The following is an 18,191-nucleotide window of genomic DNA, read 5'->3' as shown; positions in this document are numbered from 1 at the left end:
GGCTTTTTAGCATATTTTTTTCTTCCTTAACTGTCACTTTTAAACTCCAAATAAAGTGACGAACACTTCTAATTCAAACATACCTGTCACTTTAAACTCCAAATAAAGTGCGCTAACTAATCGTTTAGAATACTCTTTTCTAAGTAATCTTCCTTACTTCCATAAGTTTTAACAATATGGCATTCGCCCCAGTCACAAAGCGCATTTAGTATGGGCGCCAAAGTATGGCCGTAATCACTTAATTCATACTCTACTTTAGGGGGTACTTCATGATAAAGCTTGCGATTAATTACTCCACTTTCTTCTAGCTCACGAAGTTGCTGAGTAAGCATTTTTTGAGAAATATTTGGCATTAATCGTTTAAGCTCGCTCGTTCTTTTTTTCCGCGCATAAGATGACATAAGATGACACATTTCCACTTTCCTCCGATTACTTCTAGCGTAGCTTCAACTGAAATATTATATTTTCGTTTTTCCATCTATTTCACCTCAATTTAATAGGAACATTCGTTCTCAGGAACTAAAAGGTTCCTATATAACAAAAAAGTGCGTACTTCCATAATAATCATGTTTGATACATAATAACATTTGTTCCGGGACAAATCATAGCTAATTGAATTTAATTAGCATGGGGAGGTCTAAAACAATTGAATACAATTCCTAAAAAACAGCAGTTCTTTGCATTATTATCATTAGCAATAACAGCTTTTGCTATCGGTACAACAGAGTTTATTAGCGTTGGTTTATTGCCGATGATTTCTAATGATTTAAATACTTCAGTACAGACTGCAGGGTTAACGGTATCCATATATGCAATCGGTGTTGTCATTGGCGCACCAGTATTAACGCTTTTATTTTCCAGTATACCGCGCAAAAAACTTTTATTATTTGTCATGATTATATTTATAGTTGGTAATAGCATTTCGATGTTATCGAATTCCATGTGGCTTTTACTGGTTTCGCGGCTCGTTTCGGCATTAGCGCATGGTGTGTTTATGTCAATTGGGTCGACGATAGCAGCAAGCATTGTTCCGAGAGAAAAGCGCGCTAGTGCAATCTCTATTATGTTTACCGGATTAACTGTTGCCACTATTACCGGCGTTCCATTTGGCACATTTATTGGTCAGCAGCTTGGCTGGAGATTTGCTTTTGGTTTTATTGTTTGTATAGGAATCATCGCGCTTATCGCTAATTGGAGGTTATTGCCTGAATCGATTAAACAAGGACCAAAGCCATTATATAAAGAACAGATAAAACTATTAAAAACGAAACAGATACTACTAGTTTTAATCATTACTGCCCTCGGATATGGTGGAACTTTTGTTGTCTTTACGTACTTGTCTCCGCTTCTTCAGGAGGTAACAGGTTATAGAGCAAGTACAGTCACATTATTGCTGCTTTTTTATGGAATCACAGTAGCAATAGGAAATATTATTGGCGGCAAATTGGCAAATGAAAAGCCAATCTATTCTTTGTTTTATATGTTTATTATCCAAGCGATTGTATTATTTGTTCTTTATTTTACTGTTCCATTTAAAGGATTCGGTTTGTTATTTGTATTATTGATGGGGCTGTTTGCATTTATGAATGTGCCGGGATTACAGGCTTATGTAGTGATTTTGGCAGAAAGATTTGTACCCACAGCTGTAGATGTTGCATCTGCGCTAAATATTGCCGCATTTAATCTTGGCATAGCTTTTGGTTCATATTTGGGTGGAGTAGTGATTCATTCAATCGGACTCATTCATACAACTTGGATAGGCAGCTTAATGGTTCTGCTTGCAGCAGGATTAACAAGCATCTCAATAAAATTTGAAAAAGAAGAGGAGAGATCTAATCATGAATAATCAAAAATATATCCAGTTAAATAACGGAGTAGACATGCCCGTACTAGGTTATGGCGTATTTCGTGTCGAGGATGGGTCACGATTAGCAAATGCAGTAAAAACTGCCATCAAGATAGGTTATCGCAGTATTGACACTGCTCAAATTTATGGGAATGAAGCAAGTGTTGGGCAAGGAATCAATGAAGCAATTAATGAAGGGCTTGTTAAGAGAGAAGAACTATTTATTACATCAAAAGTGTGGAATGATGGATTAACTTATCAAGAAACATTAGATGCATATAATGAAAGTCTTTCAAAAATGGGCTTGGATTATTTGGATTTATATCTTATCCACTGGCCAGGAGAGGATAAGTATCAAGCATCTTGGCAAGCACTGGAAACTATCTATAATGAGGGAAAAGTAAGAGCAATAGGGGTGAGTAATTTTCAAATCACTCATCTACATCAACTATTGAATGATTTTGAAGTGAAGCCTGTGATCAATCAAATTGAATTACATCCATTTTTGACTCAAGCAGCGCTTAGGAATTTTTGCGCTGACAACAATATCCGCGTAGAAGCGTGGTCCCCTCTAATGGCCGGCGAATTACTGGAGAACCCTCAATTAAAGAAAATAGCCGAAAGATACAATAAGACAATAGCACAAATCATTTTACGTTGGGATATACAGCACGGGATTATTACCATTCCAAAATCAGTGACGGAATCGAGAATAAAAGAAAATAGCGAGATATTTGATTTTGAATTAACAAAAGAAGAAGTGAAAGCAATAGATGCCTTAAATAAGGATAAAAGAAGCGGCCCGCATCCAGATGAATTTAATTTTTAAATCTCTGTTTTTCATGCCATTTGCGTACAGCAAATGGCTTTTTATTATTCCATTGCTTTCATAAATTGATGAATATAATTCGTCACAGCCTTAGGGTTATCACGATTTGTAAGGTGATCGGCAGCCGGAATCGTATAGTATTCAGAATGAGGGATTCCTTTTCGTAAACTTTTTTGTTGCCGGGCAACCATCTTATCATGACTGCCAAGAAGTATCATTGTAGGGCATGACACTTTATGCAATTGGGGTCCGCTTTCCATCTTTAAATTGGCTTCCCAATGTGCAAGGAAATTCGCTTTAGTCATGCATTGAAAGCTTTCTAATACATAGGCTTTATTTGCAGGGTTTATTCTGGACATAGCAGAAGCTATCCAGCTTGAAGTCCAATGGAAAGGCAAAAGCCGTAAGCTTAACAGACTAATGGGCGTAGCGTACTTCTCAAACCAGTTGTACTTATTAGTATACGGTGTGCCTATAAGAATGAGACCGCTAACACGTTCGGGGTAATGAATCGCACACTGCACCGAAATATGACCGCCCATTGATAGTCCGCATAAAACGCCCTTTTCTATATTTAAATAATCCATCAATGCCACCAAATCTCTGCTAAAATCATCAGGATTTCCTTTCCCAGGTGGAAGAGTCGATGAACCATGCCCGCGGACATCCCAAATGACACATTGGTATTCTTTACAAAGCGCTTTAATCTGCGGTTCCCACTGCTTCCCATTCATAGAATGCCCATGTGTGAAAATCAAGGGGTCACCTTCACCTATAACGTTATAGCTTATTTCAATATCGTTAACCTTTAATTTTTTCACGATTTACTCCCCATTTTTTCGTATTCATTTAATAATATAATATTCTATTGTAATGGCTTTAGGTTTATTAAATCTTTATTCTACGAAAGGCAAAGTATTTTTGTTTTAGTAGCCCAATTTTATTTTCATTTTGAAGAAAACAGGTGCTATTTTACGAATTGAACCCACTTATCGTTCGACTTGGGTTTAAGTGATGAAATAGCCGCATCGAGAGCGAACCGTCATTTTATTTGCTATTCACAATTATTGGAGAGAGATAGCCACCTTATTATGGCAAAATCGTGATAGGGCAAAGGAGATTAATTGTTTTTTCTTTTACCAAGCTTCTCGTTGCCGCGTTTAAAGTTACCAGTAATTTTAGCTAGCAATAATTGCACTTCTGCAGCATTATCTTTAGCTGAGTTGATTTTTGCTATCAGGCGTTCTGCTTCTTTATCTTTTATCATTACTATTTGTTTGTTGTCATAATAAACGATGACCATTCCTTTTTTTGTGATTGTATAGGAAAATGGTTCTTCCGTTAATTTATTGCGCTTATCTATTCCACTCATTGTAACGCCTCCTAATATTGGGGTAATGATAATATTCTTTATTCCTCCGTTTGTTCCTGCCTCGTCATAACTTTGCAGCACACTCATCCTTTTTCATCTTATGTCGCATTTTTTTAAAATCCTCATAAAACGGCATTTAAACCGAAGGAGATTCATTGTAAAGTAGTAATTATTAACCAATTATAAAGATTTAAATGAATAAAAAGATCGGACGATATAATTGAAATTGTGAAAGAGGGGTAAGGATGGCAGGGAAAGAGAAAGTTTTGCTGGTAGAGGATGACCCGCATATCGGCCGTATTGTTTGTGATCATCTTCGCAAGGAAGGTTTTTTTGTCACTTGGTCGACGACTGGTATCGAGGGCTGGGACGACTTTAAACATGAGGACTATAGTTTAGTTTTAGTTGATTTGATGCTGCCTGAAATGGATGGTTTCAGTTTATGCAAAAAAATAAGGATGGAAAGCAATGTACCTATCTTAATTGTAAGCGCAAAAAATGAGGATAGCAGCAAAATAAACGGCTTAAATATTGGTGCAGATGATTATATTACAAAACCGTTTAGTTTGGATGAGCTCCATGCGCGCATACACTCCCATTTGAGAAGGTATCGCAGGTTCATCAATCGCCATTCACAAATGCATACATTTTCCGGTGGATTAAGAGTGGATGAACAGACAAGAACCGTTTACCTCTATGGGAAGCCGGTTTTGCTGACGGTAAAAGAGATGGAGTTATTTTTATTAATGATGAAGAATCCATTCAAAACGTTTTCAAAGGCTGAGCTTTATGAGCATGTTTGGCAGCAGGAAGAATTAAATGGCAATAATACTGTAACCGTTCATATTAAATCTATTAGAGAAAAGCTCAATGACCATTCTAAAGCAGCAAAGTTTATCCAAACTGTCTGGGGTTCAGGCTATCGTTTTATCGGGGAGGCCATTGATGAAAATTAAGACATGGCTGATACTCAGCTATTTTATTGTCATGGCTTTGCCGATTGTTGCTCTTTATATTTTTTATATTAGCCTTAATAAATATGATGAGCGTCAAGACTTACTTGAATTTATGAATTTAAGCAGCATAGAGGCAGAAGTAGGCATGCAATTGGATGAACCCGGGTTATATCATATTCAGCCTTTAGAGAATTACTCATTCATTCAGGAATTGGTCAAAGACAATATGAAGATTACCTTATTTAGAGAAGATGGGGTTGTTTTATATTCATCACTTTCAAACTCAGATTGGCTAAACAATAACGGAGTCCAAAGAGTATATCAGAACTTGAATGAAATTCAGAAGAACCACCGAACGATTTCTATAAAAAGAACGGTTCATGATAAAGACCAATTAGCTGGCATTTATGAAATTTCGCTTTCAAGAGATGAATGGTTAGAGGGCGTTCATAATCGCACATTAGTCATTGGCTCATTGTTCGGGTCAACATTTCTTGTCATCTATTTGATGGTGGTTATTTTATTAAATAGGAAGCTAAATCGGCCGTTAAAATTGCTAAGGAGCGAAATGACGGCATTTGCAAATGGTAAAGAAGGATCTGATAAAAGGCTGCGTCAGTCAAATGATGAGTTGGGAGAACTTATCAACCATTTTGAAGGAATGAAGGCTCAAATCATAAAAGGGAATGCAGAGTTGAATAGGCAGCAGAAGGAGAAAGAATATATCGTCGCCTCTTTATCACATGATTTAAAAACTCCTCTCACTGTTATTCGTGCCTATTCAGAAGCGTTACAAGGAAAAAGGAAGCTTACGATTAAAGAAGAGCAGGAATATACGGAAATCTTATTTGAAAAACTTGATTATATGAAAGAGATGATTGACAATCTTTCAGTATATACCTCTTTGGAGGCTTCAACCGAACAGCATGATTTTGTACAAGTTGATGGTGAGGAATACTTTGAAATGATGTTAGCCGGCTATGATGAGCCATGTGCAAAAAAAGGAATTGGGCTATCAGTTATTCAAGATGTATGTGGTGAATACTTGCTGCAGCCGCTTCAAATGATGCGCGTAATGGATAATTTAATGAGCAATGCCATTCGATATACACCTAATGGGAAAAAAATATGGATTGCTGTTATATCGAAAAGCAAAAGACTTCCGAACTGGGTATTTGATCCAATGCTGGATGAGGTCGAAGGCTGGAGAAAAGGCGGAACCATCGTCATCTTGCAAAATGAAGGTGAAGCCATACGTAATGATGATTTGATTAGAATTTTCGAGCCATTTGTACAGCTGGAAGCTAATAGAGGAAAAGGCGGCAGCGCGGGCTTAGGTCTCAGCATTGCCGAAAAAATCGTCTTGCTTCATGGAGGAAAAATAAGGATATGGTCAAAACAAGATTATGGTACATTAGTTTCTTTTTGGCTAAAAGAGGAGAGTTGTAATGAAAGTGAATAAAATAATGACAAGTTTATGCTTAACAGCACTAATCATGACGGGATGTGGAACAAATATGCAGCAATCAGCAGATGAAGTGCTTTCATCTTTTGTCACTTCAACAGATGAACTAACTTCCTATTATGGTGAAGCTGAAATGAAAGTATATCAAGGTGATGAGCTGATTGAACATTCTACTATACAAGAATTTGTGGAAAAGGAGAAGAGAAAGGCAATCACTATTGATGAAAATAGTAAAAATAAGTCCATTGCTTTAAATGATGGTAAAATGCTGATTGTTTATGATGAGGGAGCAAACCAAGCATTTCAGGCTGCAATTGAAGAAGACGAAGTGATAGAAAATTCGACTCAAAAGGAGCAATTTATTCAGACTCTTGAACTTGTAAAGGATTCGCATGAGAAAGAGCTTATTGGTGAAGAGAAAGTAAATGGTTTTGATACACAACACTTGAAGTTTATTCCGAAAGCGAAAAATTCAATGCTTGGGGAAATTGATGTTTGGGTCGATATGGAAAATTGGTCCATGATTAAGACCATTGTAATAAGTGGGGACAATAAAACAGAAATGGTTTATACGAAGCTGGATTACTCTCCGGATTTTACAGAAGATACCTTTTCACTTGATTTGCCTAATGATGTGAAGATAGAGAAGTATGAAGAACCTCCTGCTGTTTCTGTGGAGGAAGCCGAACAAGCGCTGGGAAGACCGTTTTTAATTATGAAAGAAATTGAAGACTATATTGTTGATAAAGTGGAGGTCAATGAACTTGGCGGTGAAATAGATCGCACGGAGATTACAATTAATTATAAGAAGGGCGATTATCAAGCATTTTCTTTATCCGTTTTTCCTCAACCTGAAGGAAAGGACATGGCAATTCAAGAAAGTGAGTTAAAAGTGCGCGGTCAAAATGCAGAGAAATGGGAAGAAATCGATAGCGTCAGCTGGGACGAAGATGGATTGCGGTACACAATTGTCCTCATGCATCCAGATTTGAAACTGGAGGAAGTGATTGAAATGACAGATCATATGGTAGTCAGTGCCGAGCTGAGTGACAGTGAATGAGTAATCTAACGCGGGCAGGAAAAATAAATATTATATTGGGAATTATTTTTTGCCTATTAGGAGCGTACTTATTTTATGAACAGTTTAATAACGTATTTGTCCTTCAAGAACAATATTTATCTATTTCATTCATTTGCATAGGCACTTCATTTATTTTAGCTTCGTCTATGATGAAAAAACAAGTATAAAAAGCGTCCAGCCTAGGGCGCTTTTTATATGTTCACCTAGGAATAATCATTCTAACAATCGTCCCTTTATGAGGAGTGCTTTTAACATTAATTGATCCGCCATGAAGTTGAACTAGCTGCTTAGTAATGGCCATTCCAAGTCCAGTTCCGTTGTTCGAATCACTTGTATTCGTACCACGGTAATAGCGGTTGAATAGGTTAGCGAGCGTTTCTGCATCCATGCCTTCACCGTCATCTTCAATTGTAATAATTACTAGCTGATCTTCAATAGGCTCAATCGATATATTAATCGTCGTACCGGACGGGTTGTACTTAATGGCATTTGCTATTAAATTGTCAATCACTCTTTGAAACCACTTTAAATCAATTGAGGCAAAGATGACTTTATCTTTAGGCTGAAAGTCAAATTGGACTTCTTTATTTGCCGGATCGTTCATGAAATGTATGATCGTTCTTCGCAAATATTCAATCATATCTACCTTCTCTTTAGAGATTGGCAGCGCCTCGTTTTTTATTCGATAGGTTAAAGTTAAATCTTCAATTAATTTCATCATATATCGTGATTTTTCTGCTATGATTTTAGCAAACTCTCTCGCTTCTTCTTCAGACCATGAGTATTTTTTTGATTCGAGCATTTGTGCATAGCCTGCTATAGATGCGAGGGGGGTTTTTAAGTCATGGGAAAGACCGCTGATCCATTCCTCGCGTGTTTGAACCATTTTCCGGCTTTGTGTTTGATTTTTTTGCAATGTTTCAGTTAAGTTAGAAAGAGTTGCAATAAGGTCTTTAAACAGCCGAAACTTTCTCTTTAACTTCCCATTTTTTTGGCCTAGATCAAATGGTTGCTCGTACTTGCCGTTGCCAAGGTTTTGAATCCACTTCATCATTGTAACTAACGGAACGCCAAATTTACGTGCATACCAAAAGGTGAATATGATTAGAAAAAGAATCAAACCTGCAAAAAGAATCATAATGCCATTGTTTATGTTTAATAGAAAAGTTTTCAGGTTAGTGGCCGAATTGGCATTGGGCATCCCAACAATTATTGTCTGCTCTGTTGCGGCATCAAAATATGCATCAGTGATAACTTCAGTATTTGCTGATAAAGCTTGAAAGTCGGCCATAGTATATTTACTGACCGACTTGCTCTTTGTACCGTACCCATCTACAACCTCACCGGAAGAATTAATTAATTGAACCCATGCCGAATGATTATTTAGGTGTTGAATATTAGGTGCAGTCAGGTTGATTTGCTGATTATCCCAATCAACTGTTGATTTTATATTATTAAGAATCACCGTCTCCATATTCTCACTGGCAAATATCAGAATAGGTGACTCATCCTTCATTTCATCTAATTTCCAATGTGTATAATCCACTGAATCTGCGTCTTTTTGAAGGATTAATTCTCCAAGTGTACTTTCATTAAAACGTTTCGGAATAGGATTAGGCGCATTGTAGTCACCAATTAAATTACCTTTGTCATTTACGACAAGCAGCCAGCCTTCTTGTTTCTTAACGAGCTTTTTTAAATCTTCTTCGAATGTAACTTTATCACCTGTTATGTTTATTTTATCTGAAAAATATGTACTATCTGCCTTCGATAAATCTTGGGTAATTTCATCTTTCATAATAGTGAATCCAATAACCCCCCAAATGGCCAAAAAGAGAAAGAAGAATAATATGAAGACGAGCGTCAATTGAATAAAAAACTGTACGATAATCCGCTTATGAATGTTCATAGCGCTCACCATCAGCGACAAATTTATATCCAAGACCTCTTACAGTCAGAAGGTGGCTGGGATTACTTGGATTGTCCTCAATTTTTTCTCGAAGCTTTCTAATGTGGACCATTACAGTGTTGTCTTCGCCTAAAAATTCTTCGCCCCATACTTTTTCATAAAGCTGGCCTTTACTAAATAGCTGATTTGGGTGTTTGCAGAAAAATAAAAGCAGCTGGTAAACCTGGGCAGGTAAATCTATTGTTCTGTTATTTACTTTTACCTCTCCCGATATTGAGTTTAGTTGAATAGGCCCGTATTGATATGTCACTTGAGGCATATTAGGTATTTTCCTTTGGTGGCGGCGCAAATGAGCTTTTACTCTAGCAACAATTTCAAGGGGATTAAAAGGTTTTGTAATATAATCATCGGCCCCGACTGCAAATCCGGATAGTTTATCTAGATCAGTTGATCGTGCAGTTAGAAAGAAAATAGGCGCATCCGTCGTTTCTCTTATAAGGGGGCATATTTCAAATCCGCTGCGATTAGGGAGCATAACATCCAACAGGACTAAGTCATATTGTTTTCTTTGGCATAAAGAGAGCGCATCCTCAGCATTACTTGCTGTATCAATATGTGTAAAATTTTCTTTTTTTAATATAGTTGTTAACATATGTAAAATTGCGGTTTCATCATCGACAATTAATAGCTTGGCCTCGTACATCATGACACTCCTATATATTTTAATATATAAATATCATATCATTCAGTTAGTAAAAATCTATAAATTAAGGAAAAATTAAGGTGGAGGTTATTGGGAATTCAATTAGGAAGGATATAATGTTGTTACATTGGTCAAAGGGGATGTGAAGTAATTGTTTGTTATTGCAAAAAGAGAGTTTATTAATTTATTCAAAGGAATTAAATCTATTATTACTGTTTTGTTTCTACTAATTGTTTCCTATTATTCAGCTAAGTTTTCAGAAGTAATCTCAATAGGGATTGAATTAACAGCGAGCGAGGCCGAAGGTATACATACTGTTGGGATTTTGACACTTATTTTACTATTAGGCTACTTATTTGTTGCTAGCCTTTCGCATAATACAGTAAACAGAGAGATGGAAGAACGTACAATACGTTTTTTAATAACGAGAACGTCAAGACAATCGATTATTCTAGGAAAGTTTTTCGGCATTTGCCTATTTTGGTTCGTTACATTAATCATCTCTTTCTTGCTTATCAGTATTTTCTCGCAGAAGGTGGATTTATTTATTTTCTTACAGACAATGAGTCTGCTAATTTATCAAATCGCCTTAATCATCTTATTGTCCGTCATCATATTAAAGCCTAGTTTAACTATGTTTCTCGGAATCATCGTTGGACTAAGCTTCCCGGCAGTTGGAATATGGCTTGCCTTTACGTCAAATACATGGGTGAGCTGGATTAAGTTTATAACTCCTTATTACTATTTGTTTAATGAAGACTATACCTTTGTGATGAATGTTATTTTAGCAGTCATTATGCTTGCTATTGCTAACCAGATTTTCAAAAGGAGAGAATGTTAATGAACGTTATTGAAACAAAGCAATTAAGTAAATCGTACGGGTCTGCACAAATTATTAAAGCGATTGATTTAAGTGTGAAAGAAGGGGAACTTTTTGGTTTTCTAGGAAGGAATGGAGCAGGTAAATCAACGTTTATTAATATGTTAACTGGCATTATTTATCCTAGCTCTGGCACATATTCACTTTTAGGTGTAAAGGGGCCAAATGATCAAGTAAAAAAACGAATGGGTGTCATGCCAGATTACTCCACATTATATAGCTCTTTAACAGCGATGGAACATTTAAAATTTCTATCAGCCCTTTCTGGCAATTCTGCTAGTAAAGTACGTTGTAAGGAAGTCCTGAACTTAGTAGGCTTACAAAATCATGGAGGCAAAAAAGTTGGCAAATTTTCATTTGGGATGAAAAAGAAGTTGGGGATTGCACAAGCCATTATTCATGACCCAAAAATAATTTTTCTTGATGAACCAACTTCAGGTTTAGATCCAGAATCGGCGATTACCATTCAAAAACTTATTCAAAACCTGCAGAAAAATGGCAAAACAATTTTTATGACCTCTCATAATCTTCACGAAGTTGAAAAGATCTGCACACAAATTGCCATTATGAAGGATGGTCAAATTATTAAAATCGGTACAATGGATGAACTAAGGGCTTTCTATCGATCGAAAATTACAGTTAAGATTAAGCATTCTCCTATACCAAAAGCTGAACAATTAACATTATATGAATGGCTAGAATCAGCAGGGTCTGATTTAACAAAGGAAGTAAATTCCTTGACAATCACTGTTGATGATGAAAAAAAGATAGCGGAAATGATTAGAGCATTTAATCAATGCAAGGTCGACATCTTCCGTGTAGAGGTAGAGGAGCCTTCACTTGAAGATATCTTTTTAGATGAGTGATTCTTTAAATGATCATAGCTTGAAAGCAGGCGGTGAATATATGAATATGAAAATAAATTTACCACAACAACGATTGTCTAGAAGTGCAATTAGAGTATGGATAATAAGTGAGATGATTGCGAATCTGATTGGAATCATCATTCTAGGATGTTTACTTTATTTACATGTTCTTTTTGCATGGAAGGAATGGATTGGCTGGGTTCTGATTGGTATTACTGTCATTTCACTGTTAGGAACAGTTTGGTCTTGTATTTATCCTTTTCTAATGTATAAAAACTGGCGTTATGAAATAGATAGTGAGTTTGTCCAATTAAGGTCAGGTGTGTTAAATGAAGTTTATCAGCTTGTACCGATGACAAAAATTCAAGCAGTTGCTACTAATCAAGGACCGTTATTGCGAAAATACGGACTATGTTCTATATCAATTGAGACGATGGGATCATCACATTTAATTCCTGCACTTCCTAAAGAAGCTGCGATTGAGTTAAGGAATTAAATTGCCCATTATGCAAAAATCGAGGAAGTAGAGACATGAGAAAAATTAAACGATATCATCCGCTTATAATGCTTTTTGATATATCACAGTTAATTAAAAATGCGATTTTCTTAGTCATTTCTTTATCTATGCTTAAATTTGCTTCTCAATCATCCTATTCTATCATAGGTAAAGCTCTATTCTTTTCGATTTTTGCGATGAGTGCGATTTCTATTATATTAAAATGGTTCACACATAAATATAAAATAGATGATGCATGTTTTCATATTTACAATGGATTTTTAAGCAAAACTGTTCAGACGATACCATTTACTAAGATTCAAAACATCAACCGGCATGCTTCTTTATTGCATCGAATATTTAATGTAACGTCTATAAGCTTTGAAACAAGTATGACTGGGGAAGGAAGTTCAATTAAATTTGAAGTGATTTCAAAAAGTGAAGCCGATCGAATGGAGGCTCTTGTTAGAGACCAATTAATTACTATTAAAAGTCAGCAGGGAATTTTATCAGAAGTGAATGTCCTGGGGAAGATGAATCATCAGAATAGAACCATTCATTTTAAGCCGCAGAAAAAAGATATTATTAAAGCCTCTTTAACTTCTTTAAGCTTTTTAGCCTGTATTCCCTTGCTCGGTTCGTTTTTTCTCAAAATCAATGAATTTCTTGACCTTGAAAAAATAATAACGGAAATAGCCAGGGGATCAATAGGGGCTGTAATATTAATTATTGTATTTACCATACTTTTTTCTGCTATCTTTGGGATAGTCACAACATATTTAAAATATGGAAACTATAAAATATCTTCAGATGATCGTTACATACACATCACCAAGGGGATCGTTGAACAAACGGCTTATTCTATATCAAAAGAAAAAGTGCAGGCGATTGAAGTAAAGCAGACGATTATGAAAAGGCTGCTCGGACTTGCGGAAGTGAAATTAACTTGTGTAGCTGATTTGAGCTCAGAAGAAAATAAGCACGAGATTCATTCGCTTTACCCTTATTTGCCTGTACAAAGAGCGTATGAAATCGTTTCAGAAATGCTGCCTTCCTACGAAGTTTCACAGAAGATGTCTTGCCTTCCAAAAAGGTTTTTTTGGGTGCGCCTTATTGGACAAAGCTGGTTGTGGATAATTGCAATATTTCTCCTGTATTACAATAAAATTAGCTTTTATAAAATTGAAAATTTGTGGGTACTTTCTGTTATTCTCTTTATATTTTTCATCTTATTAAGAATACAAGGATTCTTTCAAACCCGATTTGCATTAAATAGTCACTTCATCCAATTTAAAAAAGGATATTTGACAACATCCTTATTCGTGTCAAAGAGGGAGAAGATTATCGAGGTCAGCATATCCCAAAGCTTCATTCAAAGAAGGCTCGGTCTTGCATCGATTACGACAAGCAATCGTGCCAAACCAATACACTTCGCAGGTGTTGATGATGTGCCGGCTGAATTCGCTTCATCTGTTTATCATTGGTATTTGAAAAGGCAGAAGGAATTTAACTAGATAGCTATAAGATGCGATTCATCCATTGAATCGCTGAGGATGTAGCCAATCTCATTCATAGTTAAAAAAGAAAGGCAGGGGATTTCCCGAGGCTTACGGCTTACTTCTCCTGCAGGGGTCGAGCAGACACCTCTCCAAATCCAACTAAGATTTCTTATTTTCACTTTGTCTACAATTTGTGCGATTCATCCATTGAATCGCTTTTTCACGTTCTACAGTTCACTTAAGCTTAAGAAGGAATTATTACCAAAGTATAGAAATACAGTAGTTAGACGATTGAAAAGAAATGATGGGATGTGGAAGCATGCAGAAGCAAATTCTGCTAGTAGAGGACGACATGGAAATAAGTCAGTTAATAACAAGTGCGCTTGTACAGGAGAACTTTATCGTTCATGCTGCCTTCGATGGGGTAGAAGCTTTAGCGGCCTTTCATGAAAAAGGGGCAGATTTAGATTTACTCCTGATTGATTTAATGCTCCCTAAAATGAGCGGCATGGACGTATTAAAGAAAATAAGGGAAACGAGTACGGTGCCTGTATTGATTATTTCTGCAAAAGGAAGTGACCTTGACAAAGCGCTCGGGCTCGGCTTTGGGGCAGATGATTATATTAGCAAACCATTCTCCATGCTTGAATTAACAGCGAGAGTTCAAGCGGCAATTCGCAGGGCAACGCAATATCTTCCACCTAAAGTCAATTCGTGCGAAAATATTCTTCAATATAAAGAGTTCATCTTAGACTTAAATTCATTTACCGCAAATGTAAGAGGAAAAATTGTCCAGCTAACTTCAAAGGAATTCCACATATTAAAATTATTCATGACTAATCAAAGCCGAGTTTTTACAAAAGAACAAATCTACCATTTTATTTGGGCAGATGATTATTATGGGAATGAAAACGTCATTAACGTTCATATAAGAAGACTTAGAGAAAAAATTGAAAAAGATCCATCCAACCCGCAATATATTAGAACAATATGGGGGATTGGATATAAATTAGGTGAGTAACAAATGATTATTTTTCTTTGTGTAATCATTATCGTTTTAGTATTTATCAATATTTGTCAGTATTTGTCCTGTAGAAAATTGAAGCAGAATGTAAATCAAATCAGTGAAAAATTATCCGAGATAATCCTTGAAGAGTCAGCTGAAAAAGTATTAATTCCGACTGATCAGCAAGCTCTTCAGCAATTACTCATTCAAATCAACCGCCTGCTAGATTATAACCAAAAGGTTTTTGCTGATTATTCGAAAACAAAAAATAGCTTAAGAAAATTAATATCCAATATGTCACATGATTTGAAAACACCGCTGACAATAATTTTAGGATACGTAGAGAAAATAAAGCTGGATAAAACGATAACTGAAGATGAAAGAGACATTCTAATGGTCCAGTTGCATGAAAAAGTATTGAGCTTAACAGGCTTGCTTAATCAATTTTTTGATTTAGTAAAAATAGAAGCGGACGATTATGTCATGCCATTAAGTAAAATAGCGCTCAATGAAATTTGCCGAAAAAATGTGCTGGAGTTTTATGATTTGCTGCTTTCAAAAGGTCTGCAAGTGGAGGTGGAGATTCCAGAACAGACACTTTTCATCTTAGGAAACGAAGATGCATTGAATCGCATATTTAGCAACTTAATCTCAAATTCCATTCGATATGGCAGTGATGGAGGGATATTTGGCATCGCTCTCCGAGAGGACAAAGGATCTGCAGTCGTAGAGATTTGGGACAGAGGTAAAGGCATTGGAGAAATCCATCAAGATCGGGTGTTTGAACGGTTATATACATTAGATGATGCCAGAAATCCACAATTTCAAGGCAGCGGTTTAGGGTTAAGCATTTCAAAACGGTTAACAGAAGCGATGAAAGGCACGATTCAATTACAAAGCAAACCATATGAGAAAACGAGCTTTACTTGTATTTTTAAACAGATTACATATTAAAGCTTCCTAATAAGAGGTGTTCTGACGGAACGGCTCTTTTTTTTAGCTCGGAAAGCGCATAATCTAAAACTTAAGAAACATGTAAGGATTGAGAAAGAAAAAAGATACTTTCTTTGCTTAAGATAAAGGTATAAGCAATAAGGAGGCTAAACAAATGGAATATGTTGTACGGACAAATCAATTAACGAAAAGAATCAGAGGCAACGAGCTTGTATCTAATGTGAATCTTCATATTAAAAAGGGTGAAATATATGGCTTCCTTGGTCAAAATGGTGCTGGGAAAACAACAATCATGAAAATGCTCACAGGTTTAATAAGCCCAACCGGTGGTGAGATTGAGCTGTTTGGAAAGAAGCTTACAAATACTGAGAGGGCTAGTTTGCAGCGGGTCGGTAGCATCATTGAGTATCCAATCTTTTTTGATCATTTAACGGCGATGCAAAACCTGCAGCTTCACTGTGAATACTTAGGCTTTTATGATTTTAAGGCAATTATGCAGGCTTTGGATATGGTTCATCTAACTGGGATTGAAGATAAAGTGGTGAAGGAATTTTCTCTTGGGATGAAGCAGCGGCTTGGGATTGTAAGAGCAATAATTACAAAGCCTGAACTGATTATTTTAGATGAGCCGACAAATGGTCTTGATCCAATTGGCATAAAAGATATGAGGGATTTAATTCGAATGTTGAATAATGAATATGGAATGACCTTTCTCTTATCCAGTCATAATTTAGGTGAAATTGAGCAAGTAGCTGACAGAATAGGTGTCATAAAGAATGGAAAACTCGTGAATGAAGTCACCTTAGCAGAAATCAGCAAACAACGTACAGATTATATTGAAATTGTTACAAAGGACGTTGAGAAATCAGTTTACTTACTTGAGCATAAACTGCGGATATCCAATATGAAAATTGTGCCGGACAACAAGATTCGGATTTATGATCTTAGCGTACCGCAAAGTGAAATATCGAAAACACTCATTTTACATGATATCGATATTGATGAAATCCAAAAGCATACGAGTAGTTTGGAAGATTATTTTTATCAACAAATTCATGGAGGTGGAAAAGTTGGTTAAATTAATGGAATTGGAGTGGAGGAAGCTAAAGCAAGGAATGATTGTGAGTGAACTAGTTATTTATTGGGGAGTGCTCATGTTCCTGCCGATGTTTTTTATAAAAATGGTCAGTGCGGATTTTGGTCAAAACTATTCCACCATCATCCCGCTTATGATGGCAATGCAGATGGGCTTTATTCTGTTTGGAGCCTCCCTTATAAACCAGGTGGTCATCGATGAATATAAAAATAAAACGATGTCGCTTTCCTTTAGTTACCCTTTGAGCAGAAAAAAGTTAATAATGGCAAAGGTGCTGTTTATTTCTCTTTTCGTTTTTGCTAGTACCCTCGTATCCTTTATATTGTCTGGCATCTCCACCTATATATTAGATCAAATCTTTCATATCATAAACGGGCAGCCAACGATGGCAGAAATCACAACTTATGTTGGAAAAATGCTTGTGCACGCCTTTATGATTTCAATGATTAGTTTCATTCCGCTATTCACCTTTGGTGTATGGAAAAGAGCAACAATAACCACAGTCCTGTGTGCAATATTTTTCATGCAATTTCAAAACTTTTCTTACCTATTAAATATTAACCTCAACCCAGATATGGTGAATGCCGCATTAAGCTTATTAGGTGTATTCAGCGTATTCTTATCGGTTCATTTCATTGATCGGTTGGGTGATGTTTAGAACAAAATGTAATCAAACTGGCGTCGAAATGCGAAGCACAGGTTTATCATCTTTTCATCGCTCGGAAGGTAGGAGAGAGGCAGTCTCATCGCCCATTCAAAGCTATTTACCATTAGGAAGGTAGGAGAGAGGCACTCTCATCGCCCGTTCCCAGCTATTTACCATTAGGAAGGTAGGAGAGAGGCATTCTCATCGCCCATTCAAAGCTATTTACCATTAGGAAGGTAGGAGAGAGGCGGTCTCATCGCCCGTTCATCGCTATTTACCATTAGGAAGGTAGGAGAGAGGCATTCTCATCGCCCGTTCCCAGCTATTTACCATTAGGAAGGTAGGAGAGAGCCAGTCTCATCGCCCATTCATCGCTATTTACCATTAGGAAGGTAGGAGAGAGGCAGTCACATCGCCCATTCAAAGCTATTTACCATTAGGAAGGTAGGAGAGAGCCAGTCTCATCGCCCATTCATCGCTATTTACCATTAGGAAGGTAGGAGAGAGGCATTCTCATCGCCCGTTCCCAGCTATTTACCATTAGGAAGGTAGGAGAGAGCCAGTCACATCGCCCGTTCCCAGCTATT

The 18,191-nt window shown here is 36.6% G+C and carries 17 protein-coding genes and 1 pseudogene; 13 read left to right on the top strand and 5 right to left on the bottom strand.

The window, feature by feature from the left end; genetic code table 11:
• Positions 1-116 precede the first annotated feature (116 nt).
• Positions 117-478: pseudogene (locus tag CWS20_RS24595) on the bottom strand (winged helix-turn-helix transcriptional regulator).
• A 168-nt stretch (positions 479-646) separates the two neighbouring features.
• On the opposite strand from CWS20_RS24595, the gene CWS20_RS24590 reads away from it, so the two are divergent.
• Positions 647-1,846 (top strand): MFS transporter, encoded by a 1,200-nt coding sequence (locus CWS20_RS24590; RefSeq protein ID WP_066194035.1) that lies wholly within the window; start codon positions 647-649, stop codon positions 1,844-1,846.
• A complete protein-coding gene (locus tag CWS20_RS24585; RefSeq protein ID WP_066194040.1) occupies positions 1,839-2,675 on the top strand; it encodes an aldo/keto reductase in 837 nt (278 codons plus the stop codon). Before CWS20_RS24590 ends, CWS20_RS24585 begins: the two co-directional genes overlap by 8 nt.
• Before the next feature lie 44 nt (positions 2,676-2,719).
• Here CWS20_RS24585 and CWS20_RS24580 read toward each other — a convergent pair whose 3' ends face one another.
• Together CWS20_RS24580 and CWS20_RS24575 are read right to left on the bottom strand one after the other, a co-directional pair.
• Positions 2,720-3,496: an alpha/beta fold hydrolase gene (locus tag CWS20_RS24580; RefSeq protein WP_066194042.1), complete on the bottom strand. Its 777-nt coding sequence runs from the start codon at positions 3,494-3,496 to the stop codon at positions 2,720-2,722.
• A gap of 299 nt (positions 3,497-3,795) precedes the next feature.
• Positions 3,796-4,047, bottom strand: coding sequence for a hypothetical protein (locus tag CWS20_RS24575; protein ID WP_066194346.1), 252 nt, complete (start codon positions 4,045-4,047; stop codon positions 3,796-3,798).
• Between the two features lie 245 nt (positions 4,048-4,292).
• Here CWS20_RS24575 and CWS20_RS24570 point away from each other — a divergent pair, with 245 nt between their 5' ends.
• From CWS20_RS24570 to CWS20_RS24560, 3 genes are read left to right on the top strand one after another with little or no spacing between them, the layout of a single operon-like run.
• A complete protein-coding gene (locus tag CWS20_RS24570) occupies positions 4,293-5,003 on the top strand; it encodes a response regulator transcription factor (protein ID WP_066194045.1) in 711 nt (236 codons plus the stop codon).
• Positions 4,993-6,465: a HAMP domain-containing sensor histidine kinase gene (locus tag CWS20_RS24565; RefSeq protein WP_066194048.1), complete on the top strand. Its 1,473-nt coding sequence runs from the start codon at positions 4,993-4,995 to the stop codon at positions 6,463-6,465. The genes CWS20_RS24570 and CWS20_RS24565 overlap by 11 nt, the downstream gene beginning before the upstream one ends.
• Complete coding sequence (locus tag CWS20_RS24560) at positions 6,452-7,528, top strand: LolA family protein (RefSeq protein WP_066194051.1); 1,077 nt, start codon at positions 6,452-6,454, stop codon at positions 7,526-7,528. The genes CWS20_RS24565 and CWS20_RS24560 overlap by 14 nt, the downstream gene beginning before the upstream one ends.
• A gap of 220 nt (positions 7,529-7,748) precedes the next feature.
• On the opposite strand, the gene CWS20_RS24555 is transcribed toward CWS20_RS24560, so the two are convergent.
• Entirely contained in the window at positions 7,749-9,458 is a 1,710-nt protein-coding gene (locus CWS20_RS24555; RefSeq protein ID WP_066194055.1) for a sensor histidine kinase, read from the bottom strand.
• Positions 9,445-10,161 carry a response regulator transcription factor gene (locus tag CWS20_RS24550; protein WP_066194058.1) on the bottom strand — a complete coding sequence of 239 codons (717 nt, stop codon included), beginning with the start codon at positions 10,159-10,161 and terminating at the stop codon, positions 9,445-9,447. The genes CWS20_RS24555 and CWS20_RS24550 overlap by 14 nt, the downstream gene beginning before the upstream one ends.
• 151 nt (positions 10,162-10,312) lie before the next feature.
• On the opposite strand from CWS20_RS24550, the gene CWS20_RS24545 reads away from it, so the two are divergent.
• From CWS20_RS24545 to CWS20_RS24510, 8 genes are all read left to right on the top strand, one after another.
• The gene (locus tag CWS20_RS24545) at positions 10,313-11,002 is read left to right on the top strand and encodes an ABC transporter permease subunit (protein WP_066194061.1); all 690 of its coding nucleotides are present in this window, start codon (positions 10,313-10,315) and stop codon (positions 11,000-11,002) included.
• The gene (locus CWS20_RS24540; RefSeq protein WP_066194065.1) at positions 11,002-11,907 is read left to right on the top strand and encodes an ABC transporter ATP-binding protein; all 906 of its coding nucleotides are present in this window, start codon (positions 11,002-11,004) and stop codon (positions 11,905-11,907) included. Before CWS20_RS24545 ends, CWS20_RS24540 begins: the two co-directional genes overlap by 1 nt.
• A gap of 40 nt (positions 11,908-11,947) precedes the next feature.
• Entirely contained in the window at positions 11,948-12,403 is a 456-nt protein-coding gene (locus tag CWS20_RS24535) for a PH domain-containing protein (protein ID WP_101226421.1), read from the top strand.
• 35 nt (positions 12,404-12,438) lie between these two features.
• Positions 12,439-13,917 carry a PH domain-containing protein gene (locus CWS20_RS24530; protein WP_066194066.1) on the top strand — a complete coding sequence of 493 codons (1,479 nt, stop codon included), beginning with the start codon at positions 12,439-12,441 and terminating at the stop codon, positions 13,915-13,917.
• 304 nt (positions 13,918-14,221) lie between these two features.
• Positions 14,222-14,923, top strand: coding sequence for a response regulator transcription factor (locus tag CWS20_RS24525; protein ID WP_066194072.1), 702 nt, complete (start codon positions 14,222-14,224; stop codon positions 14,921-14,923).
• 3 nt (positions 14,924-14,926) lie between these two features.
• Entirely contained in the window at positions 14,927-15,862 is a 936-nt protein-coding gene (locus CWS20_RS24520) for a sensor histidine kinase (protein ID WP_066194075.1), read from the top strand.
• A gap of 154 nt (positions 15,863-16,016) precedes the next feature.
• Positions 16,017-16,940, top strand: a complete 924-nt coding sequence (locus tag CWS20_RS24515) for an ABC transporter ATP-binding protein (RefSeq protein ID WP_066194077.1) — start codon at positions 16,017-16,019, stop codon at positions 16,938-16,940.
• Positions 16,933-17,616, top strand: a complete 684-nt coding sequence (locus tag CWS20_RS24510) for an ABC transporter permease (protein WP_066194079.1) — start codon at positions 16,933-16,935, stop codon at positions 17,614-17,616. The genes CWS20_RS24515 and CWS20_RS24510 overlap by 8 nt, the downstream gene beginning before the upstream one ends.
• Positions 17,617-18,191: the final 575 nt, after the last annotated feature.

Origin of the sequence: Cytobacillus horneckiae, assembly GCF_002835735.1 — a bacterium.
Classification (GTDB): domain Bacteria; phylum Bacillota; class Bacilli; order Bacillales; family Cytobacillaceae; genus Cytobacillus; species Cytobacillus horneckiae.
Note: the sequence above shows the minus strand (reverse complement) of the source record. Positions and strands in the feature narration are given on the sequence as shown.